Origin of the sequence: Massilia timonae CCUG 45783 (assembly GCF_000315425.1) — a bacterium.
GTDB classification, from domain to species: Bacteria; Pseudomonadota; Gammaproteobacteria; order Burkholderiales; family Burkholderiaceae_D; genus Telluria; species Telluria timonae.
This window is the reverse complement of the sequence record NZ_JH992925.1, coordinates 409,037-410,231: the sequence shown is the minus strand read 5'-3', so window position 1 is coordinate 410,231 and position 1,195 is coordinate 409,037. Positions and strand designations below refer to the sequence as shown.

Genomic DNA, 1,195 nt, shown 5'->3' with positions numbered 1-1,195 from the left:
CCGATGATGCTGACGTAGTTGCCGCGGTTGTCCCAGGCGGTCTTGTTGGTCGAGTTAGCCGGCGGCACGATCTTGGCGCCCCACTTCGTGGTCGAGACCCAGTAGATGCGGTTGCTTGCGGTGCCGCTGGCGGTGGTGCGGATGCCGCCGGCATAGGTGCCCGGCGCCACGAACACGGTCGTGCCCGGCTTGGTCGCGGCCTTGGCGGCGCGCGCCAGGGTCTTGAACGGCGCGGCCTTGGTGCCGGCGGCGCTGTCCGAACCGTTCGGCGAAACATAGTAGTTGTACGGCGTGGCCGGGATGCTCGGGCCGGCGACAGGCGCTGGATTGCGCTTCGTATACTCGGCGCTGCGCTTGATCTCCGCTTCGACGGTCGCCAGGCTGACACCGCGGCTCACGGCCTGGGTCCAGTACTGCAGCCCGCCCGCATCGGGCTCACGGCCGAGCAAGGTTAGGTACAGCTGGCGCACTTGTTCCTGGGCCGAGGCGGCGGTGGTGGCGGCTGGCGCCGCGGTTTGCGGGGCCGTGGCGGCTTGGGCCGATGCGGTGGCGGCCAGCAGCAGGGTTGCTGCCGCGGCGACGCGGGTCAGGTTGGTACGGAGGTTCGAGGCGATCATGGTGCTGCTTTTCATCTGAGGTTTCCTTCTATTCCGGAAAAAAGACCGGGCAATGGAGGGGCCACGCGCAGGGCGCGGCAGTCCACGCGGGACGTGGGCTTCTCCTGATGTGTCGGAGCGGACGGGGCGCATGCGCCCGTCCACGAGATCCGCCAGCTGGCGCTGGCGCGGGTGACGCCGGATGAAGCTGGCCGGGGCTGGCTTCGGTCCGGGTCGGTACTGCAGGGGTTACTGCAGGGGTTACTGCAGGGGTTGCTGCATGAAGCTGCTTAGTGTTGATAAGCGCCGAGGTCGATGGCCGTGCCGCGCGCCTTGCCGTCGATGTCGGTCTTTGGCGCATAGGTCGCCAGGCCGCGGCCGATCGCCGGCGAGCTGGTCGTCAGCTTGTAGTTTGGCGTTGCCGCGGTGCGCGAGTAGCCGGCGAACAGCGGCTCCGAGCTGATGGTGCCGGTATGGGTCAGGCCATTGCGCAGCTGGAAGTTATAGGTCGTGTTCCTGGTGACCAGGTTGTTTTTATACGTGTTGCCCTTGCCGGTGGTGCCCTGTTCCGAGATGCCGTACTTGTTGTCGTACACGAT

At 66.8% G+C, this 1,195-nt stretch carries 2 protein-coding genes; both read right to left on the bottom strand.

All coding sequences use genetic code 11. The features are described from left to right. Nucleotides 1–632: DUF1565 domain-containing protein (locus HMPREF9710_RS28070; RefSeq protein ID WP_005670074.1), on the bottom strand; the 632-nt coding region annotated here is incomplete at its 3' end. 254 nt (nucleotides 633–886) lie between these two features. Next, the coding region (locus tag HMPREF9710_RS22060; protein ID WP_040777733.1) for a choice-of-anchor Q domain-containing protein at nucleotides 887–1,195 on the bottom strand (309 nt) is incomplete at its 5' end.